At 68.8% G+C, this 26,173-nt stretch carries 23 protein-coding genes; 15 read left to right on the plus strand and 8 right to left on the minus strand.

Going from position 1 to position 26,173, the window contains the following annotated elements; all coding sequences use genetic code 11:
• Positions 1–197 precede the first annotated feature (197 nt).
• Positions 198–1,895 (plus strand): DEAD/DEAH box helicase, encoded by a 1,698-nt coding sequence (locus tag Aco03nite_RS09390; RefSeq protein WP_203794404.1) that lies wholly within the window; start codon positions 198–200, stop codon positions 1,893–1,895.
• Positions 1,896–2,006: 111 nt separating this feature from the next.
• Here the strand turns inward: Aco03nite_RS09390 and Aco03nite_RS09395 are convergent, their stop codons facing one another.
• Positions 2,007–2,660 (minus strand): hypothetical protein, encoded by a 654-nt coding sequence (locus tag Aco03nite_RS09395; RefSeq protein WP_203794405.1) that lies wholly within the window; start codon positions 2,658–2,660, stop codon positions 2,007–2,009.
• An 18-nt stretch (positions 2,661–2,678) separates the two neighbouring features.
• On the opposite strand from Aco03nite_RS09395, the gene Aco03nite_RS09400 reads away from it, so the two are divergent.
• The gene (locus Aco03nite_RS09400; RefSeq protein ID WP_203794406.1) at positions 2,679–2,852 is read left to right on the plus strand and encodes a hypothetical protein; all 174 of its coding nucleotides are present in this window, start codon (positions 2,679–2,681) and stop codon (positions 2,850–2,852) included.
• Between the two features lie 115 nt (positions 2,853–2,967).
• Here the strand turns inward: Aco03nite_RS09400 and Aco03nite_RS09405 are convergent, their stop codons facing one another.
• A complete protein-coding gene (locus Aco03nite_RS09405; protein ID WP_203794407.1) occupies positions 2,968–4,023 on the minus strand; it encodes an App1 family protein phosphatidate phosphatase in 1,056 nt (351 codons plus the stop codon).
• Between the two features lie 96 nt (positions 4,024–4,119).
• A complete protein-coding gene (locus Aco03nite_RS09410; protein ID WP_203794408.1) occupies positions 4,120–4,821 on the minus strand; it encodes a hypothetical protein in 702 nt (233 codons plus the stop codon).
• Between the two features lie 1,212 nt (positions 4,822–6,033).
• On the opposite strand from Aco03nite_RS09410, the gene Aco03nite_RS09415 reads away from it, so the two are divergent.
• The 11 genes from Aco03nite_RS09415 to Aco03nite_RS09465 all read left to right on the plus strand — a co-directional run bounded on the left by Aco03nite_RS09415 (position 6,034) and on the right by Aco03nite_RS09465 (position 17,638).
• Positions 6,034–6,909, plus strand: a complete 876-nt coding sequence (locus Aco03nite_RS09415; RefSeq protein WP_203794409.1) for an NAD-dependent protein deacetylase — start codon at positions 6,034–6,036, stop codon at positions 6,907–6,909.
• A gap of 120 nt (positions 6,910–7,029) precedes the next feature.
• On the plus strand, positions 7,030–8,028 hold the full coding sequence (locus Aco03nite_RS09420) for a LacI family DNA-binding transcriptional regulator (protein ID WP_203794410.1): 999 nt from the start codon (positions 7,030–7,032) through the stop codon (positions 8,026–8,028).
• A 319-nt stretch (positions 8,029–8,347) separates the two neighbouring features.
• The gene (locus Aco03nite_RS09425; RefSeq protein WP_203794411.1) at positions 8,348–10,033 is read left to right on the plus strand and encodes an ABC transporter substrate-binding protein; all 1,686 of its coding nucleotides are present in this window, start codon (positions 8,348–8,350) and stop codon (positions 10,031–10,033) included.
• Positions 10,034–10,100: 67 nt separating this feature from the next.
• On the plus strand, positions 10,101–11,147 hold the full coding sequence (locus tag Aco03nite_RS09430) for an ABC transporter ATP-binding protein (protein WP_203794412.1): 1,047 nt from the start codon (positions 10,101–10,103) through the stop codon (positions 11,145–11,147).
• Positions 11,144–12,124: an ABC transporter permease gene (locus Aco03nite_RS09435; protein WP_203794413.1), complete on the plus strand. Its 981-nt coding sequence runs from the start codon at positions 11,144–11,146 to the stop codon at positions 12,122–12,124. Before Aco03nite_RS09430 ends, Aco03nite_RS09435 begins: the two co-directional genes overlap by 4 nt.
• 3 nt (positions 12,125–12,127) lie before the next feature.
• Positions 12,128–13,129, plus strand: a complete 1,002-nt coding sequence (locus Aco03nite_RS09440) for an ABC transporter permease (RefSeq protein ID WP_203794414.1) — start codon at positions 12,128–12,130, stop codon at positions 13,127–13,129.
• The gene (locus Aco03nite_RS09445; RefSeq protein WP_203794415.1) at positions 13,122–14,099 is read left to right on the plus strand and encodes an ABC transporter ATP-binding protein; all 978 of its coding nucleotides are present in this window, start codon (positions 13,122–13,124) and stop codon (positions 14,097–14,099) included. Before Aco03nite_RS09440 ends, Aco03nite_RS09445 begins: the two co-directional genes overlap by 8 nt.
• Positions 14,099–15,415, plus strand: coding sequence for a GH1 family beta-glucosidase (locus Aco03nite_RS09450; RefSeq protein ID WP_203794416.1), 1,317 nt, complete (start codon positions 14,099–14,101; stop codon positions 15,413–15,415). The genes Aco03nite_RS09445 and Aco03nite_RS09450 overlap by 1 nt, the downstream gene beginning before the upstream one ends.
• Positions 15,412–16,239 carry a class I SAM-dependent methyltransferase gene (locus tag Aco03nite_RS09455; RefSeq protein WP_203794417.1) on the plus strand — a complete coding sequence of 276 codons (828 nt, stop codon included), beginning with the start codon at positions 15,412–15,414 and terminating at the stop codon, positions 16,237–16,239. Before Aco03nite_RS09450 ends, Aco03nite_RS09455 begins: the two co-directional genes overlap by 4 nt.
• Before the next feature lie 54 nt (positions 16,240–16,293).
• On the plus strand, positions 16,294–16,494 hold the full coding sequence (locus Aco03nite_RS09460; protein ID WP_092554820.1) for a hypothetical protein: 201 nt from the start codon (positions 16,294–16,296) through the stop codon (positions 16,492–16,494).
• Between the two features lie 193 nt (positions 16,495–16,687).
• Positions 16,688–17,638: an aldo/keto reductase gene (locus tag Aco03nite_RS09465; protein WP_203794418.1), complete on the plus strand. Its 951-nt coding sequence runs from the start codon at positions 16,688–16,690 to the stop codon at positions 17,636–17,638.
• Between the two features lie 9 nt (positions 17,639–17,647).
• On the opposite strand, the gene Aco03nite_RS09470 is transcribed toward Aco03nite_RS09465, so the two are convergent.
• Entirely contained in the window at positions 17,648–18,091 is a 444-nt protein-coding gene (locus tag Aco03nite_RS09470) for a MarR family winged helix-turn-helix transcriptional regulator (RefSeq protein WP_239145026.1), read from the minus strand.
• Between the two features lie 72 nt (positions 18,092–18,163).
• On the opposite strand from Aco03nite_RS09470, the gene Aco03nite_RS09475 reads away from it, so the two are divergent.
• Positions 18,164–18,538: a cupin domain-containing protein gene (locus Aco03nite_RS09475; protein WP_203794419.1), complete on the plus strand. Its 375-nt coding sequence runs from the start codon at positions 18,164–18,166 to the stop codon at positions 18,536–18,538.
• A 3-nt stretch (positions 18,539–18,541) separates the two neighbouring features.
• On the opposite strand, the gene Aco03nite_RS09480 is transcribed toward Aco03nite_RS09475, so the two are convergent.
• Positions 18,542–19,438, minus strand: a complete 897-nt coding sequence (locus Aco03nite_RS09480; protein WP_203794420.1) for an oxidoreductase — start codon at positions 19,436–19,438, stop codon at positions 18,542–18,544.
• A 60-nt stretch (positions 19,439–19,498) separates the two neighbouring features.
• Between Aco03nite_RS09480 and Aco03nite_RS09485 the strand changes: the two genes are divergently transcribed.
• A complete protein-coding gene (locus Aco03nite_RS09485) occupies positions 19,499–20,095 on the plus strand; it encodes a TetR/AcrR family transcriptional regulator (RefSeq protein WP_203794421.1) in 597 nt (198 codons plus the stop codon).
• 575 nt (positions 20,096–20,670) lie between these two features.
• Here Aco03nite_RS09485 and Aco03nite_RS09490 read toward each other — a convergent pair.
• The 3 genes from Aco03nite_RS09490 to Aco03nite_RS09500 form a co-directional block, all read right to left on the minus strand.
• Positions 20,671–23,190, minus strand: a complete 2,520-nt coding sequence (locus tag Aco03nite_RS09490; RefSeq protein WP_203794422.1) for a DNA gyrase/topoisomerase IV subunit A — start codon at positions 23,188–23,190, stop codon at positions 20,671–20,673.
• 14 nt (positions 23,191–23,204) lie between these two features.
• The gene (locus tag Aco03nite_RS09495) at positions 23,205–25,286 is read right to left on the minus strand and encodes a DNA gyrase/topoisomerase IV subunit B (RefSeq protein ID WP_203794430.1); all 2,082 of its coding nucleotides are present in this window, start codon (positions 25,284–25,286) and stop codon (positions 23,205–23,207) included.
• A 113-nt stretch (positions 25,287–25,399) separates the two neighbouring features.
• Positions 25,400–26,008: an adenylate/guanylate cyclase domain-containing protein gene (locus Aco03nite_RS09500; protein ID WP_203794423.1), complete on the minus strand. Its 609-nt coding sequence runs from the start codon at positions 26,006–26,008 to the stop codon at positions 25,400–25,402.
• Positions 26,009–26,173 lie beyond the last annotated feature (165 nt).

Below are 26,173 nucleotides of genomic sequence, written 5' to 3' on the forward strand. Positions count from 1 at the left end.
GTCGTCCGGCGCTGAGGGAAAAGATGAGGCGCGTTGAGTGCGATCCGGTTCGCCTTCGGGTGCAAGGCGGTTGCGGAGGGTGGCCGGTACAATGATCGGTACGCGGTCTCCCTGATGTGCGGACCGCCCCTCGGATCGGCCGTCCCGTGTCAGTGCCGGGGCGGGCGACCTCATAGACACCGGGAGTTCCCAACTTCATGACGACCTTCACCGAGCTCGGCGTGCCCGCCGTCCTCACCACGGCACTCACCCGGCTCGGGATCGACAGCCCGTTCCCCATCCAGGCCGCGACCCTGCCCGACTCGTTGGCCGGCCGCGACGTGCTGGGGCGTGGGCGCACCGGCTCCGGCAAGACGTACGCCTTCGTCATCCCGCTGGTGGCCCGTCTCGCCGCCGCCGCGAAACGACCGCAGCCGGGCCGCCCCCGGGCGCTGATCCTCGCGCCCACCCGTGAGCTGGCCACCCAGATCGAGGCGACCCTCAAGCCGCTCGCCGAGGCGGCCGGGCTGCGCACCCTCGTCGTCTTCGGTGGTGTCGGCCCCAACCCGCAGATCAAGGCCCTCCGGGCCGGCGTCGACGTGCTGGTGGCCTGCCCCGGCCGGCTCGACGACCACATCCGCGGCGGTCACGCCCTGCTCGACGCGGTCGAGGTGACCGTGCTCGACGAGGCCGACCACATGGCCGACCTCGGCTTCCTGCCGGTGGTGCGGCGCCTCATGTCGCAGACCCCGGCCGGCGGCCAGCGGCTGCTGTTCTCCGCCACCCTGGACAACGGGGTCGACGTGCTGGTGCAGAAGTTCATGCGCCGGCCGGTCACCCACCACGTCGACTCGGCCGCGCAGGCGCCGGTCGAGATGGACCACCACGTGCTGCACGTTCGGGAGGACGACAGGTTCGGCATCCTCGTCGAACTGCTCGCGGCGCCCGGCCGCTCGGTCGTCTTCACCCGGACCAAGCGGCGCGCCAAGGTGCTGACCCGCCAGCTCAACACCGCCGGTGTGCCGGCCGTCGAACTGCACGGCAACCTGGCGCAGAACGCCCGCAACCGCAACCTGTCGGCGTTCTCCGACGGCAGCGCGGGCACCCTGGTCGCCACCGACATCGCCGCCCGTGGCATCCACGTCGACGACGTCGCGCTGGTCATCCACGCCGACCCGCCGGTCGAGCACAAGGCCTATCTGCACCGGTCGGGGCGTACCGCCCGGGCCGGCGCCCGGGGCACCGTCATCACGCTGATGACCGACGAGCAGCAGGCCGACGTGCGGGATCTCGCCCGTAAGGCGGGCATCCGGCCGGTCACCACCCGGACCCGGCCCGGGGACGCCCTGCTGGCCGAACTGGCCCCCGGTGAGCGGACCTTCGTCGCCCCCGTCGCCGCGGTCGCCCCGGCGTCCCGGCCGGCGGCGTCGACCCGCCCGGCATCCCCGGAGTCCACCGGCGAGGCCGGCCGCACCCGTGCCCGCCGCCCCCGCCGGGGCCGTGGTCAGGGTGCCGCCGCCGGCGCCTCGGCGACCGGCACGTCCTCCACCGGCCGGTCCTCCGGCGGTGGAGCCGGCACCGGCCCGCTCTTCTCCAGCTCGGACACCGCAGGCGCCGCTTCCGGTGGCCGGGGCCGGCGGGGTGGCCGGGGCCAGGGCGAGAGCCAGGAGCAGAGCACGGGTCAGGCCGGCGGCGGTCGCGGCCGGAGCGCGGGCCAGGCGCGGGCCGGCGGTCAGACGCGCGGGTCCGGGCAGTCCCGGGGTGCGGCTGGTTCGGGCCGTTCCGGTACGCCCCAGCAACGGGCCACCACGGCCGGCTCCTCCTCCGCCACCGTTTACACCTCCACGTCCACCGGTTCCGGGGGCGGGGCGGCGGCGTTCTCGGCACGCGGAGGCGGCCGCCGCTCCGGCCGCTGATCACCACTCACTGATCACCACTCACTGATCACCACGTAACGGCCGGCCCCGGGTTTCCCGGCGGCCGGCCGTTACGCATCGAGGTCCGGACCCGCAGTGCTGCCGGGTGGGTCAGGCCTCCGGAACCCGGACGGCCAGTTCGTCGCCCAGCTGGTAACCGGGGCACAGTTCCAACTCGTCGCCGCTCCAGAAACGGCCCGGGTCGTACCAGTTGGCCTTGCGACCGCGCGGCAACAACCCCATGTCCTCGTAGGTCACCGCGACCACCTCGGCGCAGTACGCCTTCTCCAGCGTCGCGTCGCTGACCCGGTCACCCTTCTTCCAGGGCAGCTGGATCTGCGGCACCCGCCCGCGCGCCCACCGGAACGCGAGCTGGGACGTCGACGGGAACGGCGTGCCGTCGAGACGGGCGACCGTCTTGAGGGCCTTGTCCTCCATGGCCCGGGTGACACCGGGATCCAGCTGCCGCAGCCAGCCGCGCTGACCGTAACGGCGGGCCCACACGGTGACCGCGTCGCGCAGATCGTGCAGCTGGACGCCGCGCTGGAATCCGCCGGACCACATGTCCGGCAGGGATCTGCCCAGTTCGGCGTGCCACATGAGCGGCGGCATGTCCTCGATCACGATGGACATCCCGACGTGGTTCACCGGGCTGTTGGTGAGAGTCTGGATGGCACGGTCCGGGCCGGAACGGCCTCGGAAGATCCAGATGTCTCCCGTACGGGTCAGGTCCATGGCCTCATCGAGGCTGAGTTCGGCAACCACGGGCTCTATTCTCGGCTGATGCGTTGGTGGAAGATAGCGGGACTGGCAGGGCTGGCGGGCGTGGCGGCGACCGGGGCGGTGATCGCCCGGGCGGAGCGCAAGCGCCGCTCGTATTCCCCGGAGGAGATCCGGAGCAAACTCCACGAGCGGGTGGCCGAGGCGTCCACCCGCCCTGAGCTGGACAAGAGTTAGTCGCAGCTCAGTTCTTGACCACCGATTCGGGTCTCGTTTCCGGACCACCGGTTCGGTGTCTCGTTTCCTGACCACCGGGTTCGGTGTCTCAAATCTTGGCCGCCGGTTCGGTGTCTTATTTCTTGACCACCAGTTCGGTGTCGCGGAGCAGCGACCAGAGACCCGCGCCGTCGGGGGCCGAGAACCAGGTCTTGCCCCCGGAGGGCACGACCTCGGCGGTCTCCGACGGGCCGGGGATGGCACCGGCGAGCACGGCCTGGGCCGGGGACAGCCGCCGGATCGCGATGGCCGCCACATTCTCCGGGTGCTCCCGGGCGAACTCGGAGTAGATCTCCTGGTCGTGCTGCCCGTCGTCGCCGATGAGCAGCCACCGGACGTCCGGGAACTCCTTGGCCAGCCGCCGCAGCGACTTGCGCTTGTGCTCCTGGCCACTGCGGAACCAGCGGTCCGGCGTGGGACCCCAGTCGGTGAGCAGGATCGGCCCGGCCGGGTAGAGGTGCCGGCTGAGGAACCGGGTCAGGGTGGGCGCCACGTTCCACGCGCCGGTGGAGAGGTAGACCACCGGGGTTCCCGGGTTGGCGTGCACCATCCGCTCGTAGAGGACCGCCATGCCGGGGACCGCGGCGCGGGCGTGCTCGTCGAGGACGAACGTGTTCCACGCGGCGAGCAGCGGACGCGGCAGAGTGGTGACCATCACCGTGTCGTCGATGTCGGAGATCACCCCGAACTTGACCGACGGATCGATCACCCGGATCGGGGCGTCGACCGGGACGGTGCCCTCAGTGGAGAGTTTGGCGCTGCCCCAGCCGGGGTCCAGATCACCCTTGACGATGCAGTCGAGGTAGCCGCTGCGGTCGGTGCGCGCCTCGGTGACGGTGCCACCGAGCTCGATCCGGACCAGGGCGCTGCTGACCGGGGTGGTGGTGAAGCTGCGCCAGCCGCGGACCTTCTCACGCCGTTTGCGGACCATGCCGGGGCGGGCGAGCAGCACCCGGCCCATCACCCGGGCCCAGCCGGGGGCGCCGTAACCGGTGTACGCGGTGATGTACGGCTTCCAGCCGCGCCCGCGCAGCCGGCGCTCGACGATCTCGTGGACGGCGTCCTCGATCAGCGCTGCCCGGTGGATCCGGACCACAGGCGAGGATCCACCCGCGGGAGTAATCGTCACCATCGCCTCCTTGCCGATACCGTTCCGCCGTCCGCCCGGCCACGTTACCGGGCGGTTGTCACGGTCCGCTGGGAACGGTGAGCACCCTTCAGTTGGCCATCAGGCGGCCACGGGGAGTTCGGCGGGTGCCCACTGTTCCGCCCACCACTGCTGATCCGTGGTTTCCGCTTCCGGGCCGCGCAAACGTGCGGTGGCGGCTTCGGCTCGCAGACCGCGCACGGTCTCAGCTGCCGCTTCGGCGCCGCGCCAGGCGGCGCGTTCCTTCTCGACCGCTTTCCGGTACGCCGCGAACCGGTGCTCCCGGACCGCGTTGCGCAGTTCGGCCTCCTGCTGGACCGGATGCAGCCGGGGATTCCAGCCGCGGTGCGCGTAGACGTCGTTGAGCTGAGCGATGGACAGATCCTGGGAGCGGCACAGCTCGGTGGCGACCCGGTGCAGGTAGCGCTGCCGGTCGACGTTCTCGCCGGGCTTACGACGACGGCTCATCAGCGGAAACGCGGTGGCCGAGCCGATCCGCCGGGCCGTCTCGGAGGCCTGTTCGTAGGCAGTCCAGGCCCCGTCGACGGCATCCTGCGCGGCGGCCCACTCGACACGGCGCCGCCCGGCGGTCTCGGCGGCTTCGGCAGCGGCGGCTTCCAGGGTCTCGGCGAACCGGTTCTCCTCGTCAGGAATCCCACCCACCCGGACACCCCGGGGCAGCGAAGCGGCGGCCACGGCGACGGCCAGCGCGAGCAGGATGATCAGCCAGATGGCGGTGGCCTGCGGCACCGCTCCGAAAAAGCTCTGCAGTACGGATTCCATGGTGCACCCCCAAGAAGTGGAACGACGGCCGGCACAAACGGGGTCGCCCCCGTCACCGCCCCGGCGGTGCCCGAGACCCGTGTGCCCCACCAAGAGCCACCAGGGAAAGAAGGGTGGCGAAAATCACGACCATCAACCCATCGCCGAGATCAACAGCGATAGAGAAGACAGGCGGGGCAGAAAAGAAGACAACCGACCCCGAGGAGGAGACAGCACTCACAGCAGTCCGCACAGCAGAGACGACAACCGGCACGGCCAAGGAGGCAGCAACCCCAGCGGCAACCGGAGCAGAGGAGGTGACCTCATCAGAGACCGCCGCGAAGGAGGCAACCGACGTGGAAACGGCTGACGCGGGAACGAGCGCTGCGGCGGACGGTGCTGCGGCGGTGGGCACTGCGAGGGTGAGCGCTGCGACGGACGGTGCTGCGGCGGTGGGCACTGCGGGGGTCGGTGCTGCGGCGGACGGTGCTGCGGCGGGAGCGGCCTCGACCGCCGGAGCAGGGCCGGGAAGGCGCAGGGTGACGGCGAGGGCCAGCATCGCGAGGCTGGTCAGAAAACGCAGAATCCGCTGCCCGTCCCCAGGACGTGCTGCTGGCTGCGCCACCGCGATCACAGTCGTCAACCTACTGGCCGTCCCTGGTCAGCCCGCCGGACGAACGCGTCGGGTCACTCGGAAGAAGGAGCCCGGAAAGGACAGACCCAAGACCCCGGCAACACAGGCGAGACCAGAGTCAGACGCAGTTGCCCCGCCCTTGCCTCCAGCCCTGCCCCGAGCCTCGTCTCCCAATTTGCCCTGACCCAAGTCTCCGAACTTGCCCTGAACCGCATTCCCGAACTCGCCCGCACCGTGTTTCCGAACTCGCCCGCACCGTGTTTCCGAACTTGCCCGCACCGTGTTTCCAGACTTGCTCTGAACCGTGTTTCCAGACTTGCTCCCGGCCCTGCTCAAGCCCCTCCTCCCACCCCCGACCCGCGCCTTGCCCACCGCGCTGCCCACGCCGTCCCGCGGCGCTACCCACACCTTGCCGCCTTGCCCACACTTTGTCCGCCTTGCCTACCTCTGCTTACATATCGTCCCCTTTGCATGCTCGTGCCTGCATCTCGGTCGCCCCGCCCACCCCTCGGCCCCTGCTCCCACCCCACATGGACGCGAGTTCCGGGCGCGGCGGGAGCAGGGGCCGAGGGGTGGGCGGGGCGAGGGACCATGGTGGGATGGACCTTCAGGTGGTGGAGCAGGTGGCGCGGCTTGACGAGTGGGTCGCCGAGGGTGGCGTGGCCGTGCTCAGTGGCGCCGGGCTCTCGACCGATTCGGGGATTCCGGACTATCGGGGGCCTTCGGGGTCGGCTCGGCGGGGGTCGCCGATGACCTATCAGACGTTCACCGGGGATGTGCTGGCCCGGCGGCGGTACTGGGCTCGCAGCCATCTCGGGTGGCGCACCATCGGGGACGCGCGGCCCAACGACGGGCACCGGGCGGTGGCCCGGCTACAGAAAAACGGGCTGCTGGCCGGGGTGATCACGCAGAACGTGGACGGGCTGCATCAGGAGGCGGGCGCCCGGGACGTGAACGAACTGCACGGCAATCTGGGCCGGATCGTCTGCCTGGACTGCCGGGATCTCAGTGGGCGGACCGAGCTGGAGGAGCGGCTGACCGCTGCCAATCCGGGGTTCGCGGCGGTGGCGACGTCGGTCAACCCGGACGGGGACGTGGAGCTGGACGAGTCCGAGGAGGCCGGGTTCCGGGTGGTGGACTGCCGGGCTTGCGGCGGGATGCTGAAACCGGACGTGGTCTATTTCGGCGAGACGGTGCCGGCCGACCGGGTGTCCCGGGCGTTCGCGACGGTGGCGGCGGCGCGCACGCTGCTGGTTCTCGGGTCGTCACTGACCGTGATGTCGGGGCGACGGTTCGTGTTGCGGGCGGTGCGGGACGGGATCCGGGTGGCGATCGTGAACCGGGGCGTGACCAGGGGTGAGCCCTATGCCGACCTGATGATCGACGCCCCACTCGGGGTGATCCTCCCGAATCTCGCGGTAACTGCCGATGCGTACGTATTCAACAACGCGGTTACCTCTTTGAAATCGAAATAGGTCGCTCGGCACGTTGACGTGACCGCCCTCACTGAGGTTGACTGCCGAAACCGGTACCGAAACCGGTTCCGAAACTCTCCGGCAACACCATCGGAAACATGATCGGAAAGAGGAACGAGCGTGGCCATCACCATCGCCGACGTGGCGGCCCAGGCCAAGGTCAGCAAGACCACGGTGTCCCGGGTTCTCAACGGCAAGGGTGAGCTGGACGAATCGACTGCCGCCCGGGTGCGGGCGGTCATCGAGGAACTCGGCTACGTTCCCAGCGCCCGCGCGGTCAACCTGGCCCGGGGCCGCACCCGGGTGGTCGCCATGCTCGTGCCCTCGCTCACCTGGCCGTGGATGGGCGAGGTCGTGCAGGGTGCGGTCGACGTGCTGGAGGCCGAGGAGTACGGCCTGCTGCTCTTCACCGCCAACCGGGGCGCGGACTCGATGCGCCAGTTCAACGCCCAGGTCGCGGCGAAGTCGTTCGACGGGCTGCTGGCGATCGAGCCGGAGGGCACCCTCGACTACATCGCCACCCTGCACTCGCGGGGCCTGCCGATGGTCCTGATCGACGATCGGGACCAGATCGCCGGGCAGATCCCGACGATCGGCACCACCAACCACACCGGCGCCGGCGAGGCCGCCCGGCACCTGATCAGCATCGGGCGCACCCGGCCGCTGATGATCACCGGCCCGGCCCGGTTCGGCTGCACCCAGCAGCGCCGGGACGGGTTCGCCGCGGTGTACGCCGAGGCCGGCCACCCGATCAGCGACGACCGGGTGCTGCTCGGCGACTTCAAGCACGCCTGCGGTGTCGAGACGATCCAGCGGGCGATCGCGGCCGGCGTGGAGTTCGACGCGGTCTTCTGCCACAACGACATCTCCGCGGCCGGCGCGATGCAGGCGCTGTTGGAGGCCGGCCGGCGCATCCCGGAGGACGTCGCGGTCGTCGGTTTCGACGACATCCCGATGGCGGCCCAGACGCATCCGCCGCTGACCACGGTGCATCAGCCGATGCGCGAGATGGGTGAGGCGGCGGCCCGCACGCTGCTGGCCCACTTCGAGGGCAGCCCGCTGCCGAACCGCCCGACGATCATCCCGGCGACCTTCACCGTCCGAGACTCCACCCGCTAGCCGAACGCCCCCGAAAAGCACCCCCCGCCAAAAAGACGCCCCACAAAAAGCCCCGCACAGAAGCCCCGCAGGAGCGACGCACAGAAGCCCCGCAGAAGCCCCGCCGGAAAGCACGCCGGCTGTGGAAGCACGCCCCGCCGAAGAAAGTACGAAGCCTCCACCCCCTACCAGAAGTCTCTTTCTCGACTCTAAAGTTTCCTAACCATCACCAGCGACACCCGCGACACCCTCACCAGCGACGTCCGTGACCGGCCCCGGCCCGTCACGCGATGCCGCACGCCTCTGAAACCCCGTCATGTGATCCCGAGGAGATTTTTCGATGCAGCGACGACAGCTTTTCGCGGTCGCCCTGGCGGGCGTGCTCGCCGGTGGTGGGCTCGCCGCCTGTGGTGACTCGCCGAACGCCAACAAGAACGCGGCGAACGGCGCGAAGACCGACTTCCTCTCGATCGGCATGCCGAACGGCACGGTCACCGAGAACAACAACCCCTTCGTCGGTACGTCGGCGGGCGCCTCGCTCGGCTACAAGTGGATGATCTACGAGCCCCTCGGCATGTGGAACAACGTCAAGCCGTCCGAGCCGCCGGCCCCGTGGCTGGCCAGCAAGATCACCTGGTCGCCGGACTGGAAGACCGTCGACCTGGAGATCCGGACCGACGCGACCTGGTCGGACGGCCAGAAGCTGACCGCCGAGGACGTGGTGTTCACGCATACCATGATCAAGAACAACAAGGCGCTGAACACCTTCGCGATACCGTACGACACGATCACCGCCGACGGCGACAAGGTGAAGATGACGTTCAAGACGTCGCAGTTCACCACCCAGCACAAGGTCATCTCGCAGATCCCGATCGTGCCGAAGCACATCTGGGAGAAGATCTCCGACCCGGCGACCGACCCGATCAAGGAGCCGGTCGGCAGCGGCCCGTACACCCTGAAGACGTTCAGCCAGCAGGGCATCACGCTCAGCGTCCGGGAGAGCGGTTACTGGCAGCCCGCGCCGGCCGTCAAGGAGCTGCGCTACACCTCGTACGCCGACAACAACGCTCAGACCACGGCACTGGCCACCGGCGCCTCGGAGTGGAGCTTCGTCTTCATCCCGAGCTACGAGCAGACCTTCATCTCGAAGGACCCGGCGAACTACAAGATGTGGGCCCCGGGCGTGCTCGGCATCCACGGCCTGTACATCAACACCACGCAGAAGCCGTTCGACGACCCGAAGCTGCGCCAGGCGATGAACATGGTCGTCAACCGGGCGGACATCTTCACTCAGGCCGAGGCCGGCTACTTCCACCCGGAGATCAAGAGCATCACCGGCCTGCCGGAGGGCGCCGGTGACGCCTACATCGCCGACGAGTACAAGGGCAAGACCTTCAGCGTCGACGTCGCGGGCGCGAAGAAGCTGCTCACCGACTCGGGCTACACGCTGGACGGCACCACGCTCAAGGACAAGTCCGGCAAGCCGGTCACCATCAAGCTGAGCGACCCGGCGCCGTGGTCGGACTACCAGACCACTCTGGAGATCATCAAGAGCAACTTCGCCGAGATCGGCATCGCCGCGACGGTGGAGAAGCCGAACCAGAACGTCTGGGACCAGAACGTCCAGAAGGGCGACTTCGGCGCTGTCGTACGCTGGACCAACGGCGGTTCGACCCCGTTCGACATCTACCAGACCGTGATGGACGGCGACCTGTACAAGCCGCTCGGTGAGCTGGCCCAGCAGGGCAACTTCGGCCGCTTCCAGAGCCCCGAGGCGACCGCCGCCCTGAAGGCGTACTCCGGTGCCGCCGACGACGCCGCCCGTGCCACCGCCCTGGCCACGCTCCAGAAGATCTTCGTGGAGCAGGCCCCGATGCTGCCGATCGGCGCCGACAACGTCGGTGGCGCGTACAGCACCAAGAACTGGGTCGGCTGGCCGTCCGACGCGGACCCGTACGCCCCCCTGCAGCCCACCCAGGCCGGCGCGCTCGCCGTCGTGCTGCGGCTGAAGCCCGCCAACTCCTGATCGCTCCGCGGGCGCCCTCCGGCACAGGGGGCGCCCGCGGACCCCCCTCTGCACGAAGGAATCCGGCATGACGTCGATCCCCGACGCGAAGGCGCCGGCCGGCGAGGTGGTGCTCGAGGCAGTCGGCCTGACCAAGCACTTCCCCGTCCGCCGGCGTCTCAAGGACGTCTTCTCCCGCACACACAAAGCCGTGCACGCCGTCGACGACGTGCACCTGACGCTGCGGCGCGGTCAGGTGGTGGCCCTGGTCGGCGAGTCCGGCTCGGGCAAGTCCACGGTGGCCCGGCTGCTCGCCCAGCTCTACCCACGCACCGGCGGCGACATCCGGTTGCACGGCGAGACGACGAAGGTGACGTCGGGATCCTCGTTCCGCCGGTACGCCGCCCGGGTCCAGATGATCTTCCAGGACCCGTTCGCGTCACTGAACCCGACGCATACCATCAGGTACCACCTGACCCGCCCGTTGAAGATCCACGGGACGGCCGGTGACGACCTGGAGAAGTCGCTGCACGAGCTGCTGGAGCGGGTGTCGCTGACCCCGCCGGAGCGGTACCTGGACAAGTTCCCGCACGAGCTGTCCGGTGGCCAGCGGCAGCGGGTGGCGATCGCCCGCGCGCTCGGCGCCCGCCCGGAGGCGCTGCTCGCCGACGAGCCGGTGTCGATGCTGGACGTGTCGATCCGCCTCGGCGTGCTGAACCTGCTGCGGGATCTGAAGGAGCGCCTCGACCTGGCGATCCTCTACATCACCCACGACATCGCCTCGGCGCGGTACTTCGCCGACGAGACGATGGTGATGTACGCCGGCCGGATGGTCGAGGGCGGCGACAGTGAGACCGTCACACAGGCGCCTGCCCACCCGTACACCCAGTTGTTGATCGAAAGCGCGCCGGACCCGGACCGTCTCGCCGGCGCGGCCGATGTCGCAGACGAGGACCGAGGCAACGGCGAGCCGCCCAGCCTGATCAACCCGCCGACCGGCTGCCGCTTCCATCCGCGCTGCCCGAAGGCGATGGCACGCTGCTCGACCGACGAGCCGGTCCGGCTGGAGATCGGCGACGTCCCGGGCCACTGGGCCGCGTGCTGGCTGTACGACAAGAACGAGGTGGCGAAGTGAAGTACTTCCTGCAGCGCCTCGCCTTCTACGTCTTCACCGCCTGGGCCGCGATCACGCTGAACTTCTTCATCCCCCGGATGATCCCCGGCGACCCGGTCCAGGCGCTGATCACCAAGTACCAGGGACAGCTCAGCAGCCAGGCCATCGAGTCGTTGTACGTCCTGTTCGGCATCGACAAGGACCGCGGCCTCTGGTCGGAGTACGTCGACTACTGGAAGCAGCTGCTCTCCGGCGATCTGGGGCTGTCGTTCACGTTCTTCCCGACGCCGGTCTCCGAGATCCTGTCCGACAGCCTGCCGTGGACACTGACCCTGATCGGTGTCACCACGGTGATCAGTTTTGTGCTCGGCACCGGGCTGGGCGTGCTGGCCGGCTGGCGGCGCGGCTCGTGGGTGGACGGCCTGCTGCCGGTGACCACGTTCCTGTCGTCGATCCCCTACTTCTGGCTCGGCATCATCGCGATCTACCTGCTCACCGGCCCGGACAGCTTCTTCCCGTCGTCCGGCGGTTACGACATCGCGCTGGAGCCGGCCTGGGACCAGTGGTTCATCCCGAGCGCCATCCAGCACAGTCTGCTGCCCGCGCTGACCATCCTGATCTCGTCGGTCAGCGGCTGGATCCTCAGCATGCGCAACATGATGGTGACCGTCGCGTCGGAGGACTACATCACCGTCGCGCACGCCAAGGGCCTGCCGGAACGCCGGGTGGCCCTCGGGTACGCGGCCCGCAACGCGCTGCTGCCGAACGTCTCCGGCTTCGCGCTGTCGCTCGGTTTCATCGTCGGCGGCACGCTGCTCGTGGAGATCGTCTTCTCGTACCCGGGTGTCGGTTTCCAGCTCTTCCAGGCCCTGGGCGCCCAGGACTATCCGCTGATGCAGGGCGTGTTCCTGGTCATCACCATCTCGGTGCTGGTGGCGAACCTGCTGGCCGACGTGGCGTACCTGCTCCTCGACCCGCGCACCCGCAAGGAGGGCTGACCGGTGTCCATCCCCACCTCCAGCATCGAGCAGGTCATCCCGGTCCAGGGCGCGATGGCCCAGCCGGCGAAGAAGGCCAGGCGCAACAACTTCCGGTTCGTCAGCAACAAGAAGGCCGCGGCCGGGCTGATCATTCTCGGTATCTACGTGCTGCTGGCGATCATCGGGCCGTGGATCGCGCCGTACGACCCGGGCGCCCGCGGTGACCAGCTGGTCGCCCCGCCGTCCGCCGACCACTGGATGGGCACCACCCACCTGGGCCAGGACGTGTGGAGCCAGCTCCTGGTCGGCACCCGCAGCGTGATGTTCGTCGGTTTCCTCGCCGGGATCGTCGCCACCGTGCTGTCGGTGCTGGTCGGGGTGTCGGCCGGGTACATCGGCGGCAAGACCGACGAGACCCTGTCGGTGTTCTCCAACGTCTTCCTGGTCATCCCGGCGCTGCCGCTGATCATCATCATCACGTCGGTCCTGGAGAACGCCGACGACTGGCTGATCGCCATGGTCATCGGCCTGACGTCGTGGTCGTGGAACGCCCGGGTGCTGCGCGCGCAGACCCTGTCGCTGCGCCGCCGGGACTTCGTCGAGGCGTCCCGCGCCACCGGTGAGAAGACCTGGCGGATCATCGGCTTCGAGCTGCTGCCGAACCTGACCGCGGTGATCGCGTCCGGGTTCGTCGGCACGGTCATCTTCGCGGTGCTCTCCGAGATCACCCTGGCGTTCATCGGCGTCACCTCGAACACCACCTGGAACTGGGGCACCATCCTGTTCTGGGCGCAGGGTCAGCAGGCCCTCGCGCAGAACGCCTGGTGGTGGTTCGTGCCGGCCGGTCTGGCGATCGCCCTGCTCGGCACGGCGCTCTCCCTGATCAACTTCGGCATCGACGAATTCGTCAGCCCCCGCCTGCGCAGCGCCGGCAAAACCAAGATCAAGACAACGTCCGGCCGTACGGTCCGGATGCGCATCGGTTTCACCCCGGTGATCCAGAAGGAGGCCAGCCGTGACTGAGCCGGTCCTCGAGATCAAGAATCTCAACGTCGACTACGGGCTGGGTGACCAGTCCGTGCACGCGATCCGCGACGTCAGCCTGACCCTGCACCGCGGCGAGGTGCTGGGGCTGGCCGGGGAGAGCGGCTCCGGCAAGTCCACCCTCGCCTACGGGATGACCCGGCTGCTGCCGCCGCCCGGCGTGATCACCGGCGGACAGGTGATCTACACCCCGGAGAGCGGCGATCCGTACGACGTGCTCCAGCTCACCGACCGGCAGCTGCGCGGCTTCCGCTGGTCCGAGACGGCGATCGTGTTCCAGGGCGCGATGAACTCGCTCAACCCGGTCCACAAGATCTCCACCCAGCTCACCGACGTGCTCCGCGCCCACGAGCCGAAGATGAGCGAGAGCAGCCGCAACGCCCGCGCCCGGGAGATGCTGAAGCTCGTCGGGATCGCCGCCGACCGGATGGACGCCTACCCGCACCAGCTCTCCGGCGGCATGCGCCAGCGCGTGATGATCGGCATGGCGCTGATCCTGCAGCCGCAGGTGGTCATCATGGACGAGCCGACCACCGCGCTCGACGTGGTGATGCAGCGGCAGATCCTCGGCCAGCTCATCGAACTGCGCGAACGGCTCGGCTTCTCGGTCATCTTCATCACCCACGACCTGTCGCTGCTGGTGGAGTTCTCCAACCGGATCGCGATCATGTACGGCGGCCGGATCGTGGAGGAGGCGCCCGCGTCCGCCCTGTACCGGGACTCTCTCCACCCGTACAGCCAAGGGTTGCTCGGCAGCTTCCCGGCCCTGCGCGGGCCGCGCCGCGAGCTGACCGGCATCCCCGGCTCACCGCCCGATCTGAAGGGCATGCCGAGCGGGTGCTCGTTCCACCCGCGGTGTCCGAAAGCGTTCGACCCGTGCGCGACCGAGATCCCGGTGCTGACCGCGCACGGCGACCGGTCGGCGGCGTGCTGGCTGGTGGAGCGCTGATGGACTTCACCTGGGGAGTCGCCACGTCGGCGTACCAGATCGAGGGGGCGGCGTCCGAGGACGGCCGGACCGCGTCGATCTGGGACACGTTCGCCCGGGACGTCGTCGGCGAGACCGGGGACGTGGCCTGCGACCACTACCACCGGATGCCGTCCGACGTGCAGATGATCAAGAGTCTCGGGGTGAACGCCTACCGGTTCTCGGTGTCGTGGACCCGGGTGCAGCCCGGTGGGCGGGGGCCGGCGAATGCGCGGGGTCTCGATTTCTACGACCGTCTCGTGGACGAATTGCTGGCGGCGGGAATCGATCCGTGGGTGACGCTCTATCACTGGGATCTTCCGCAGGAACTGGAGGATGCCGGGGGCTGGCCGAATAGGGATACGGCGTACCGATTCGCGGATTTCTCGTCTCTTGTCGTCGACCGTCTCGCCGATCGGGTGCAGAACTTCTCGACGATCAACGAGCCGTGGTGTGTCGCCTACCTGGGCTATGAGCACGGGGTTTTCGCGCCCGGGCGCCGTGATTTCGGGGCTGCGCTGGCCTCTACCCACCACCTTCTGCTGGCGCATGGTCTTGCTGCTTCTCAGCTGCGCATTCTGGGCAAAACGGTCAGCATTCCGCTGAACATCGGAACCGCCACGCCCGCCTCGGATGATCCGCTCGACATCGCCGCCGCCTGGCGGGCCGACGGGAACGTGGCGCGGATCTTCCTGGACCCGCTGCGGCACGGGCGCTACCCCTCGGATGTAGTGGCTGATCTTGCTGCACGTGGTCACTCGCTGCCGGTTCAGCCCGGCGACATGGAGATCATCTCGACGCCCATCGACCTGCTCGGGGTCAACTTCTACTTCGGGCAGGACTTCGCCGGGCGCGATCCCGACGGCAACACCGTGGACGCCGCCGGGCAGCCGGTGGTCCGGGAGATCAAGCCGGATGTGCCGCAGACCGATCTGGGCTGGCCGATCACCCCCGACCGGTTCACCACGCTGCTGCTGCGGCTGCACCGGGACTACGGCTGGCCGCTCGTGGTCACCGAGAACGGGGCGGTCTTCCCCGATCACCCGGACGCCGACGATTTCGTCGAGGACACCGAACGGATCGCCTACCTGTCGGCGCACATCGACGCGGTCGGTGCGGCGCGGGCGCAAGGTGCGGACGTACGCGGCTATTTCGCCTGGTCCCTGATGGACAATTTCGAATGGGCCGAGGGTTATGCCAAGCGGTTCGGCCTGGTCCGCGTCGATTATCAGACCCAGCGGCGTACGCCTAAACGAAGTGCGCTCTGGTTCCGGGATCGTTTAACGTCCGCTCCATGACCGATTATCTCGACCTGAACCGGGCCAACTGGGACGACCGCGCGACGGCCCACGCCGCCTCCCCGGACTACCGGGTCTCCCGCTTCGCCGAGGATCCGCATTTCCTGAGTGACGTGGTCCGGTTCGATCAACCCCGGCTCGGCGACGTGGCCGGGCTGCGCGGGGTGCATCTGCAGTGTCACATCGGCACCGACACCCTGTCGCTGGCCCGGCTCGGCGCCACCATGACCGGTCTGGACTTCTCCAGCGCCTCCCTGGCGTCCGCGCGTTCGTTGTGTGCGCGGGCCGGCGCCTCGGTGGACTTCGTGGAGAGCGACCTCTACTCGGCCCGTTCGGCTCTCACCGGCGAGTTCGACCTGGTCTACACCGGGATCGGGGCGCTCTGCTGGCTGCCCGACATCAGACGCTGGGCGCGCACCGTCGCGTCGCTGCTGGCGCCGGGCGGGCGGCTCTTCATCCGGGAGGGCCATCCGGTGCTCTGGTCGCTCGACTACGACCGCACCGACGGACTGCTTTCGATCACCGAGCCCTACTTCGAGCAGACCGAACCCCAGATCTACGACGAGGCGTTCACGTACGTGGCGACCGATCACGTCTTCACCCACACCGTCACGCACGAGTGGAACCACGGGATCGGCGAGATCGTCACCGCCGTACTGGAGGCCGGTCTCGTCCTCACCGGCCTGGAGGAACACCGGAGCGTGCCGTGGAACGCCATCAACGGCCGGATGCACCACATCGGCGACGGCGAGTACCAGCTCAGCGACCGGCCGGCCCGTCTGCCGCACACCTACACCCTCCAGGCGGTCCGTCCCGCCGTTTAATGATCGCCGCAGCCGGGGTATGTGCCGCTCATTCCCCGGCTTTGGAGGCTCTCGATGCGTATCGGTGCGGTAATCCTCGTCATCTGGCTCATCCTCGGCGGCATCGCCGCTTACGAACGCGGTTACTTCTCGGACACCGAGGACGCGAGCTGCGCCGAAGCCGGCACGGTCATCGTGACCACGGTCGCGGGCCCCCTGAACTGGATGGGCGTCAACCCGAAGATCAAGTGCGACGTGCCCGAGCCGAGCAAGTAATCACTCACCGCAGAAAGCCCCGCTCGTCGACATGTCGGGTGGGCCCGCCGAGAAACAGCTCCGGATCGGCCGGGCCCACCGCGATGTTCATCGTGTCCGAGCGGTAGACCCAGTACCCACCCTCGTCTTGATCTGGTGCGCGCTCCAGGTTCTACCGTCGTCGACGTCAGACCTACGACGAGAGGGGAACGTCATGGAGACACGGGATTTCGGGCGCCTGGGCCGGATCAGCGCGCTGACTCTCGGCGGCGGCGGTATCGGCGGTGTCTGGGGCGGCACCGACCGCGCGGAGGCGGTGGCGACCGTCCACGCCGCAATCGATGCCGGCATCACCATGCTGGACCTCGCTCCCAGCTACGGCACCGATTTCGAGTCCGAGCACGTGGTCGCCGAAGCCCTTCGCGGCTCCGCCCACGAGGTTCACATCACGAGCAAAGTTCAACTGCCCGACGATGACGTACGTGATTTCGCCGCCCGCATCCGCCGCAGCCTGCACCACACCCTGCGCAGACTGAACCGCGACCACCTCGACGTGTTCCTGCTGCACACCCAGTTCCGGCCGGACGGCACCGCCCTCCCGGGCACCGTCACGCCCGCCGACTACCGGGCCGAGATCGCCCCCGAGTTCGCCCGGCTGCGCGACGAGGGCCTGATCCGGGCCTGGGGCATCAGCGCGGTGGGCGACCCCGCCTCGGTCCGGGAGGCGTTCCGCACGGCTCCCGCTCCGGACGCCGCCCAGATCGTGGTGAACGCGCTCGACCAGAACGGCGACATGTGGATCCACGGCGACACGGCGAGCCCTGACAACGAGGCCCTGCTGACCGCGGCGGCGGAAGCCTCGGTGGCCGTGATCGCCATCCGCGCGGTCGCGGCCGGCTCCCTGACCAGCGCCCTGGACCGTCCCGTGGCGCCGGACCATCCCGCGGCGATCGACTTCGCCCGGGCGGCCCCGTTCCGGGAACTGGCGGCGGCCCGCGGCGAATCCCCCGCCGCCCTGGCGCACCGCTACGCCCTGTCGGTCCCCGGCGTGTCCACCGTGGTCCTGGGTGTGAAGAACCGCGACGAGCTGGCCGAATGCCTGAAGGCGGAGTCCCAGCCCCGCCTGGCCCCCGAGGAGTTGGCCACCATCCGGGCCCTGGCGTAGCGACAGCCCCTACCAGGTCGGGCGGATCCGCCCGGGGGTGGCCAGCTGTCGCAGAGCGGTTCGCAGAGCCTGTTTCTGCGAACCGGTCAGGGCCCGCCCCAGCGGTTCCAGGGTCGCCACCGCGGCGGCATCCGCGGCTCGCGTGCAGGCATGACCCTTCTCGGTCAGAGTCAGCAGCCGGGCCCGGGCATCCGTGGGGTGCGGAGACCGTTGCAGATAGCCCTTCCGGATCAGCTCCTCGGCCATCTGACTGGCCGCCTGCTTGGTGATCTCCAGATGCTCGGCGAGCTCGGTGACGGTGGCACCCGCCCCGGAGACCCGGGCGAACGCGAACCCGTGCGCGGGCCGGATGTCGTCGAACCCGGCCGCCCGGACCCGCCCGTCGATGCCGTCCACCAGCGCCCGGGCCGCACTGAGCAGGAGCACCGGGATGTCCTGAAGATCGTCTTGCACCTCCCCAGTTTGACATGAAGGTCAAGCTGCCTGACTATTTAGTCAGGCAGCTTGACCAAATTTGGAGGAGCGATGTCCGTTTACCGAGGAACCGAGGCGGTGGCCCACCACATGGACGGGGTGGTCTTCCACGCCTACGCGTCCCCGTCCACCGGCAGCCGGGAGCTCTGCACGTGGCGCCTGGAGGTGGCGCCCGGCACCACCGGCTCCGCACACCGGGTGAGCCGGGACGAGGTGCTGATGATCCAGTCCGGCACCCTGACGTTCCGCCTGAACGAGACCGAGGGCCGGGCCGTCCCGGGCGACGTGCTGGTCGTCCCGTCCGGCGCCGAGTTCCGGGCGGGCAACAGCGGCGACACCCCGGTCGAGGCCTGGGTGACCACCAGCGCCGGTTTCACGGCGACCATGCCGACCGGGGAGTCCATCACCCCGCCCTGGGCGTCCTGACCCTCACTTCCGGTCACCGGCTGACACATCGGTGAGGCGTTCGGAGACCTCCCAGAGACGGCGCGCCGATTCGGAGTCCAGGGCCACTCCCGGCGTGGGCACCGGTTTCGGCGCGCCGTACATCTGCATGATCCCGGGCCCCACGAAGGTCCCGCCGGGGATGTCCGCGGTGGCGGCGTACAGGCTCGGCCGCGCACCCGCCTCCGCCGAGGACGCCAGCAGCGGGGTGCCCAGCCGCAGCATCGCCGGCAGGAGACCGCGCCCCGCCGACAGCGCTCCGGTCGCCGACCACCCCGGGTGGGCAGCGGTGGCGATCACCGTCGACCCGGCCGCCGCCAGCCGCCGCTGAAGCTCGATCGTGAACAACAGCACGGCCAGCTTCGACTCGTTGTAGGCGCGGGACGCGTGATACGGGCGGCGCTCCCAGTTCGGGTCGTCCAGGTCGAGGCCCGACGCCAGGAAGCGCGACGAGACGGACACCACCCGGCCGGTCAGGTGCTCCCGCAGAAGTCGGGTGAGAGCGAAGTGCCCGAGGTGGTTGACACCGAACTGGGCCTCGAACCCGTCCCGGGTCCGGGTCAACTCGGGCGGATAGACCACCCCGGCGTTGTTGACCAGCAGCGAGATGTCCCCGGTCCAGTCCGCGGCGAAGCGCCGGACGGACGACAGGTCGGCGAGGTCGAGCAAACGAACCTCAACCGGCCCTGCCATCCGCTCCATTCTTTTCATCCGCGCCGCGGCGTCACGCCCCCGGTCCAGGTCGCGCACCGCCAGAACGACACGCGCCCCGGCAGCACCGAGCGCCCGCGCGGTCTCGAACCCGAGCCCACCGGTCGCCCCGGTGACGATCGCGGTCCGGCCGGCGAGATCAGGAAGTTTCCCGGCAGAAGAATCCGACATGCCGTCAATCTAGACACTGACTAGAAACTTGGCAATGACAAGATTGGCTAGCATGACGTCATGCCTGCCGCCGCCCGCGCCTACCACCACGGCAATCTGCGCGCCGAACTCCTGGACGCGGCCGAGCGCAGTATCGAGAAATCCGGAGCCGACCAGCTGTCGCTACGGGAGCTGGCCCGGGAAGCGGGCGTGAGCCACGCGGCCCCCCGAACCCACTTCCCCGACCGCCAGGCGCTGCTGCAGGCCCTGGTGGAGCGCGGTTTCACCCACCTGGGCGCCACGTTGAGAACCGCCAGAGACCAGGCCGCCCCGGACCTGGAGGCCCGGCTGCACGCGGTGATCGCCGCATTCGTGACCTTCGCCGCCACCAGACCGGCCCTGGTGAACCTGATGTTCGCCACCAAGACAACGGCCGACGAGCCACACCAAAAGGCAGCAGCCGATACGACAGCCGTGGTGTACGACCTGATCAACGAGGGCGTGCAGACCGGAGCCCTGGCCGCGGGCGACCCCGAGCGTTACGGCTTGCTGCTGTACGCCTGGGCGCAGGGCCTGGCAACCCTGACCGCCACCGGCAACCTGCCCCCCGAAACCGCGAACACCCTGGTAGCCGAAGCGGTGTCAACCTTCCTCCGAGGAAACACCCCCCTGCCGTGAAGTCCGGCCGGCGCCGCGGCGCGACTCAGCCGCCGGCAGAAGGGGTGCTCGGATCGGCCGGGTCGACGATGACGGCGGCGAGGGTAGAGGCCCTGGTGACGCCACCGCCGGGATGATGCCGCCGCCGACCCGCTCGATGACCTGCCGGCCGAGTTCGGGCCGTCCTCCGTCGACTCCGACCGCCAACACCGACCACAACCTGCGCCGTAAAGAGAAAACTGCTCAGTAAGCGGCACCCCGCCTACACCAGTCGCCGATCGTGTTCAACGATGCCGAGCCGAATACAGAAACCACACCCCGGCAACCATAGCCCCATCCCCGGAACCCGCGGGGAAACCGCACCCAAAAACCCACCAGGCGCGGCCGCCAGCTGACTACCAATTGCGCTTGTAAGGATTAAATTCGTAGAAGCAAAAATAGAAAAACAGGAGGCGCCACACCAACCCCAACCACGCAAGGTTTTGGGGCGGCGGTGGCCACGGAGGGATCAAGCCTGACCGCCCGGAGTGGCCACCGCCGCCCCAAAACCGTCCCACCCCGGGCAAATACAAGAAACCCGGAGAAAGGACCAAAACCTAATCCCGCTCGATCAGATGCCCAATGATCTGCGGCCCCATGATAACGGCATTCCCAGACCCATCCCGCCGAGCATCAGGCTCAGGAAGCTCAACCGGATCCCCGGTCTCAGAGGCACCAACAGGCCGAGGCCCAACCCAGGCAACGGTAAGTCGAGTCTCCCCCTTGAGGAACCGCTGAACCCGAACCCCGCCGGTAGCCCGCCCCTTGGCCGGATAGGAGGCAAACGGAGAAACCTTGACCTGAGTCCCGGTAGACGTGACCACCATCGGAACCCCATGCTGATCATCAGAGGTCGAGACGACGTTGAACGAAATGACCTCGGAATCCCCGGAAAGGTTCACCCCAGCCATTCCCCCACCCTTGAGCCCCTGTGGTCGGACAAGCTTGGCCGGGAACCGCAGCAGACTGGCGTCAGAGGTGACGAACACCAGGGACTCAGCCCCATCGGTCAGCCACGTGGCCTGCAGAACCTCATCCCCGTCCTTCAGCGTGATCACTTCGAACTCGTCGGAGCGGACCGGCCATTCCGGGGCACAGACCTTGACGATTCCCTGCTTGGTGCCCAGCGCGATTCCCGGTGATTCGCCGTTGGTGAGCGGCGCCATGCCGACGACCTTCTCGCCCTTGTTGAGCGGCACCACCTCGGAGGCGGACATGCCGCCGCGCAGCGACACGGTCCCGGACTGGTCGGGCAGGACCGGCAGGGTGAGCACGTCGGTCTTGAAGGCCCGCCCCAGGTTGGTGACGAGAAGAATGCGGCCACGCGCCGTGGAGTGGATGATCGCGCGGACCGCGTCGTGTTTGGTGCGGCCGCTGCGGCTGGTGGCCTCGGTGGACTCCTCGCTCTCGGCGGCGGTGCGGGCGATCAGCCCCGACGCGGAGAGGATGACCTGGCAGGGGTCGTCGGCGACTTCGAGCGGCCCGGCCGGCACCGAGGCGGCGAGCACCTCCTTGAGGTCACCGTCGATGAGTGTGGTGCGGCGGCGCGCCCCGAACTCCTTGGTGACGGCGGCGAGCTCGTCGGAGACGACCTTCTTGAGGACCGCCTCGTCGTCGAGGATCCGGCTGAGTTCGGCGATCTCGCCGCGCAGCCGCTCCTGTTCGGTTTCGAGCTCGATCCGGTCGAAGCGGGTGAGGCGCCGCAGCGGGGTGTCCAGGATGTAGCTGGCCTGGATGTCGGAGAGACCAAATTCGGTCATCAGCCCGGTCTTGGCGGCGGCCGCGTCGTCGCTGGCCCGGATCAGCGCGACCACCCGGTCGATGTCGATCAGCGCGATGAGCAGGCCGTCGACGAGGTGCAGGCGGTCCTCGCGCTTGGTCCGGCGGTACAGCGTCCGGCGGGTGACGACGTCGTAGCGGTGCTGGACGAAGACCTCGAGCATCGCCTTGAGCCCGAGGGTGCGCGGCTGCCCGTCGACCAGGACCAGGTTGTTGATGCCGAACGAGCTCTCCAGGGGGGTGAGCCGGTAGAGGTCGGCGAGCAGGGCCTGCGGGTTGACGCCGACCTTGCACTCGATGACCAGGCGGGTGCCGTGCTCGCGGTCGGTGAGGTCCTTGACGTCGGCGATGCCGGTGAGCCGGGCGGGCTGGCGCTGGCCACGCCGGGGACCGGAAGTGATCACCTTGCCCTTCACCTCGTCGGTGATCGCCTCGATGATCTTCTCGGAGCCGATGCCGTAGGGCAGTTCGGTGATCGTGATCGCCTGCCGCCCACGGCCGCCCTCGAGCAGGCCGGTCTCGGCGCGGGCCCGGATCCGGACCACACCACGACCGGTCTCGTACGCCCGGCGGACCTCGTCGAGGCCGAGCAGCTGACCGCCGGTGGGCAGGTCGGGGCCGGGCACGTAACGCATCAGCTCGTCCAGGCTGGCGCCGGGCTTGCGGATCAGCAGCTTGGCGGCGGCCACCACCTCGCCGAGGTTGTGCGGGATCATGTTGGTCGCCATCCCGACGGCGATCCCGGACGTGCCGTTGACCAGCAGGTTCGGGAAGGCGGCGGGCAGCACCTTGGGCTCCTGCTCGGAGCCGTCGTAGGTGGGCTTGAAGTCGACGGTACCCTCGCCCAGCTCGCCGACCAGCAGCATCGCCTCGCGGGACATGCGCGCCTCGGTGTACCGCGCGGCGGCGGGGCCGTCGTCCGGCGAGCCGAAGTTGCCGTGGCCGTCGATGAGCGGCGTGTTGAGCGAGAAGTCCTGGGCCAGCCGGACCAGGGCGTCGTAGATCGCCACGTCACCGTGCGGGTGGTACTTACCCATCACGTCACCGACGACGCGCGCCGACTTGACGTAGGGCCGGTCGGGGCGCTGGTTCTGTTCGGACATCGACCAGAGGATCCGGCGGTGCACCGGTTTCAGCCCGTCGCGGGCGTCGGGTAACGCCCGGGAGTGGATCACCGAGTACGCGTACTCCAGATAGGAGTCCTCGACCTCGGTGACCAGCGGGTTGTCGATGACGTTGGCGCCGGCCTGGTCGAACGCTGACAGATCGACGCGCTTGTCGGTTTTGCGGCGTGCCATGGGTAGCGGACCTCTCAGGCGTCGATGGTCTCTTGGTCGATCCGGCCGGCGGCCTCGATCAACCAGTTCTTCCGGGGCTCGACCCGTTCACCCATCAGCAGTTCGAGGGTGGCTTCGGCCTTCTCGGCGTCCTCGATGGTGATCCGCCGGACGGTCCGCTCGGCGGGGTTCATCGTGGTGTCCCACAGCTCGTCGGCGTCCATCTCACCGAGACCCTTGAACCGGGGTACGGGTTTCTGCACCTGCTTGCCGGAGCGCTCCAGCCGGCCGACGGTGCTCTCCATCTCCTGCTGGGTGTAGGTGTAGAGGGTCTCCGCGTTGCGGCCCTTGGTCACCACCTTGTGCAGGGGAGGCATCGCGGCGTAGAGCCGGCCGGCCTCGATCACCGGCCGCATGTACTTCGCGAACAGCGTGATCAGCAGGGTCCGGATGTGCGAGCCGTCGACGTCGGCGTCCGCCATGATCATGACGCGGCCGTAACGCATCGATCCGATGTCGAACGTGCGGCCCGAACCGGCGCCGAGGACCTGGACGATCGCCGAGCACTCGGCGTTGTCGAGGACCTGCTGCAGGCTCGCCTTCTGCACGTTGAGAATCTTGCCGCGGATCGGCAGGAGCGCTTGATATTCCGAGGAGCGGGCCATCCGGGCGGTGCCGAGCGCCGAGTCACCCTCGACGATGAACAGCTCGGAGCGGTCGATGCCGATCGCCCGGCAGTCCACCAGTTTCGCCGGCATCGACGCGCCCTCCAGGGCGGTCTTGCGGCGGGCGGCGTCCTTCTGCTGCTTCTGGGTGAGACGGACCCGGGCCGCGTCCACCACCTTCTGCAGGACGGTCCGCGCCTCGGTCTTGGTCTTCCGGTCGTCGACCCACTGCTTCAGGTACGACTCGACCAGGCTCTGCATCACCCGGGTGATCCCGGCGGTGGACAGCTCGTCCTTGGTCTGCGAGGTGAACTGCGGCTCCGGCACCCGCACGTGGATGACCGCGGTCATGCCCTCCAGGAAGTCGTCCAGGACGGGCGGCTCCTCCTTGGGCTTGAGCAGCCCGCGGGTGTTGCGGATGGCGTCGGTCAGCGCCCGCACCAGGGCCCGCTCGAAGCCCTTGCGGTGGGTGCCGCCGTGCATGTTGCGGATCGTGTTGGTGAAGCACTCGACGTTGCGCTCGTAGCCGGTGCCCCAGCGGAACGCGACCTCGATCTGGGCGTGCCGAACCACGTTCGACTGCATCACGCCGTTGGCGTCGGCGGCGTTCTCCTTGTAGGTGCCCTCACCGAGCGGCAGCAGCATCCCGGAGACCGGCTTGTCCGACGCGGGGGTCAGGAACTCCACCATGTCGGAGAGGCCGTTGGGGTAGTGGAAGGTCTCGGTGGCCGGTTCCTCGGCGGTGGCGTCGAACAGCGTGTACTGCACGCCGGGGACCAGGAACGCGGTGTTGCGCAGCTTGGTGCGGACGGCGTCGACGTCGAGCTTGGCGCCGGTCTCGAAATAACGGGCGTCGTACCAGTACCTGATCGAGGTACCACTGGGCTCGCCGCGTTTCATCCGGCGGGCGACCCGCAGGCCCGGCTCGCGGGTGAACGGCGCGTCCGGCCCGGGGCCGTCGAAGACACCGGGGACACCACGCTGGAACGAGATCTCGTGGACCTTGCCGTCCCGCTTGACGATCACGTCGAAGCGCAGTGCCAGGGCGTTGACGGCGGAGGCGCCGACGCCGTGCAGGCCGCCGGACGCCTTGTAGCCGGAGCCACCGAACTTGCCGCCGGCGTGCAGGCGGGTGAGCACCAGCTCGACACCGCTCAGACCGGACTTGGCGTGCACGTCGGTGGGGATGCCCCGGCCGTCGTCGTCGGCCTGCACCGAACCGTCGGCGTGCAGGGTCACCGCGACACGGGTGGCGTGACCGCCGACCCCTTCGTCGGTGCAGTTGTCGATGATCTCGTTAGCCAGGTGGTTGATACCCCGGCTGTCGGTGGAGCCGATGTACATGCCCGGGCGTTTGCGGACAGCGTCCAGCCCTTCGAGGTGCGTGAGGTCGTCAGCCCCGTACAAGGTCTCTGGTTGCGCGGTCACGAGGCGGCACTCCCGATCGGCCATGGTGGTCAAGGACGGCGCGAGCCTACCCGGCGCCCCCGACACTTCTGCCCCAGGCGAGGCAGGTTCAGACCAGTCCGTGGCCGAAAAGGGGATGATCAACACCAAAAAGTGCGCTACACCACACTTGCCAACGGAGCGGTCTGCGGCTGAAGCGCTCGCCACAGGTCCAGCGGATAGGGCTTGCCCGGAACCGACACCGGCGGCAGTTCCTGGTAGGCGATGAGCTCGTCGGTCACCTCGCGGGTGGCCGAGCAGACCACCACGGTGCCGTGCGGTGCGTACGCCTGCAGACGAGACGCTGTACTCACCACGCTGCCGCTGATCATCCCGTACCCGCCATCGAAGGTCGCCATCGGGTCGACGATCACCTCCCCGGTGGCCAGCCCGACCCGGGTCCGGACCGGGAACCTGCCGGCCAGGAGGCGCCCCCTCAACGCCTCCTGCACCGACAGGCCCGCCCCCACCGCGGCGGCGGCCGATTCCGGACCGAAACCGCCCTCCGCGGCGCCGAACACCGCCATCACCGCGTCGCCCACGTATTTCTCGACGATCCCCCCGCACGCTCGGACCACCTCGGACACGACCGAGAAGTAGTCCCTCTGCAGCGCGCGGACCTCCGCACAATCCAGCCGGTCCACCAGAGCGGTGAAGCCGACGATGTCGATGAACAGCACGGTTACGGTCTGTCGCCGCTCCTGAACGACGCTGGTGACGGTGCTCATGTCTTCGCTCCCCCAGATCAATCGCGTTGACCGGGAGTACGGTGCCAGGAGGCGTCCACGCAGGGATCCGCAGAACGACGTATCTCTGACAGCATCGAATTCCGTCGTTTTTGTGACGCAGAACAGTCCGAACCGACGACATAGTGATAGGCGGATACGGATTAG

The organism is Actinoplanes couchii (assembly GCF_016862075.1).
Classification (GTDB): domain Bacteria; phylum Actinomycetota; class Actinomycetes; order Mycobacteriales; family Micromonosporaceae; genus Actinoplanes; species Actinoplanes couchii.

Bases quoted from the DNA above. Each gene is read 5' to 3' on its own strand.
- Aco03nite_RS09430 (WP_203794412.1), top strand. From the start codon at position 10,101: ATGACGTCGATCCCCGACGCGAAGGCGCCGGCCGGCGAGGTGGTGCTC.
- Aco03nite_RS09500 (WP_203794423.1), bottom strand. From the start codon at position 26,008: ATGAGCACCGTCACCAGCGTCGTTCAGGAGCGGCGACAGACCGTAACC.
- Aco03nite_RS09410 (WP_203794408.1), bottom strand. From the start codon at position 4,821: ATGGAATCCGTACTGCAGAGCTTTTTCGGAGCGGTGCCGCAGGCCACC.
- Aco03nite_RS09480 (WP_203794420.1), bottom strand. From the start codon at position 19,438: ATGTCGGATTCTTCTGCCGGGAAACTTCCTGATCTCGCCGGCCGGACC.
- Aco03nite_RS09405 (WP_203794407.1), bottom strand. From the start codon at position 4,023: ATGGTGACGATTACTCCCGCGGGTGGATCCTCGCCTGTGGTCCGGATC.
- Aco03nite_RS09450 (WP_203794416.1), top strand. From the start codon at position 14,099: ATGGACTTCACCTGGGGAGTCGCCACGTCGGCGTACCAGATCGAGGGG.
- Aco03nite_RS09485 (WP_203794421.1), top strand. From the start codon at position 19,499: ATGCCTGCCGCCGCCCGCGCCTACCACCACGGCAATCTGCGCGCCGAA.
- Aco03nite_RS09475 (WP_203794419.1), top strand. From the start codon at position 18,164: ATGTCCGTTTACCGAGGAACCGAGGCGGTGGCCCACCACATGGACGGG.
- Aco03nite_RS09490 (WP_203794422.1), bottom strand. From the start codon at position 23,190: ATGGCACGCCGCAAAACCGACAAGCGCGTCGATCTGTCAGCGTTCGAC.
- Aco03nite_RS09455 (WP_203794417.1), top strand. From the start codon at position 15,412: ATGACCGATTATCTCGACCTGAACCGGGCCAACTGGGACGACCGCGCG.
- Aco03nite_RS09425 (WP_203794411.1), top strand. From the start codon at position 8,348: ATGCAGCGACGACAGCTTTTCGCGGTCGCCCTGGCGGGCGTGCTCGCC.
- Aco03nite_RS09460 (WP_092554820.1), top strand. From the start codon at position 16,294: ATGCGTATCGGTGCGGTAATCCTCGTCATCTGGCTCATCCTCGGCGGC.
- Aco03nite_RS09415 (WP_203794409.1), top strand. From the start codon at position 6,034: ATGGACCTTCAGGTGGTGGAGCAGGTGGCGCGGCTTGACGAGTGGGTC.
- Aco03nite_RS09495 (WP_203794430.1), bottom strand. From the start codon at position 25,286: ATGGCCGATCGGGAGTGCCGCCTCGTGACCGCGCAACCAGAGACCTTG.
- Aco03nite_RS09390 (WP_203794404.1), top strand. From the start codon at position 198: ATGACGACCTTCACCGAGCTCGGCGTGCCCGCCGTCCTCACCACGGCA.
- Aco03nite_RS09400 (WP_203794406.1), top strand. From the start codon at position 2,679: ATGCGTTGGTGGAAGATAGCGGGACTGGCAGGGCTGGCGGGCGTGGCG.
- Aco03nite_RS09465 (WP_203794418.1), top strand. From the start codon at position 16,688: ATGGAGACACGGGATTTCGGGCGCCTGGGCCGGATCAGCGCGCTGACT.